The 1,055-nt window shown below is 53.1% G+C and carries 1 protein-coding gene; it reads left to right on the forward strand.

Annotated features, from left to right (window positions below; genetic code table 11):
• Positions 1-262 precede the first annotated feature (262 nt).
• Positions 263-979, forward strand: a complete 717-nt coding sequence (locus ACSZO4_RS25655) for a glutamine amidotransferase (protein WP_437891901.1) — start codon at positions 263-265, stop codon at positions 977-979.
• Positions 980-1,055 lie beyond the last annotated feature (76 nt).

Here is a 1,055-nt window from a genome sequence, read left to right on the forward strand (position 1 = left end):
AGCTCAGCTAAGGTAAGGCTAATACAGATAAGGACTCCACTGAACCCCACCGATTAAATCGCACCTTCCTTAACTCACCAGGCTTGATAAAAAAGATATTCAGCAAGCGATTGAATAATCGCACCTCTTTTTGTCACTGAACGTAAAAATAGCGCTCAGGGATCTCATCTGCGCACATAAGACACTCCTCAACCCGGCGATATTATGTATGCTGAAAACAGGGTTAACGATTTGCGCTTAAGACAAAGGATGAATAATTGCTATGAAAACAGCCGTTGTATTTCGTCATGTGCCTTTTGAGGATCTGGATTCTCTGAGCGAAACCTTGCTGGCGAAAGGGTATCGGTGGCGGTGTATCGACACCCCCGTGCAGTCCCTCGGTGCATTCGATGCCCTGAAGGACGACCTGCTGATCGTCCTGGGTGGCCCGATTGGTGTATATGAACAGCACCTCTACCCGTTTCTGGAGACAGAGCTGCGCATTATCCGCGAGCGGCTGGACGCCGGAAAACCGGTATTAGGTATCTGCCTTGGCGCCCAGTTGATGGCGGCCGCGCTGGGAGCAAAAGTGGCGTCAATGGGCGTCACCGAGATTGGCTATTCGCCGGTTACGGTGAGCGAAAGTGCGCCCGCGTACTTTGCTCCCCTCAACAATCTTACAGTGCTGCACTGGCACGGCGACCGTTTTGAGATCCCGGAAAATGCCATTCACCTTGCCAGCAGTACAGTCTGCGATAACCAGGCATTCAGCGTCGGCAACTATGCCTTAGGTTTCCAGTTCCACCTGGAAGTCACTGCCGCGAGCCTTGAGAGCTGGCTGGTGGGGCATGCCTGTGAACTCAGCCATGCGGGGATTGATCCTCGTACCCTGCGTGAAGATGCCATTCAGCATTCTGCCAGTCTCTCCAGTGCCGCGCGCCAGGTGGTAGGCCACTGGCTGGATGAATTACCCGTTCAGGTATCTGAGCAGGAGCCATGATTTAATTAAGTCCGGTAAACCCCCGGCTTTGCCGGGGGACTCCGAAAGGTTTGACCTTTAAGTCAGTCGCGCGAAT

This window comes from Phytobacter sp. V91 (genome assembly GCF_965644225.1).
GTDB lineage: Bacteria > Pseudomonadota > Gammaproteobacteria > Enterobacterales > Enterobacteriaceae > CBFFRJ01.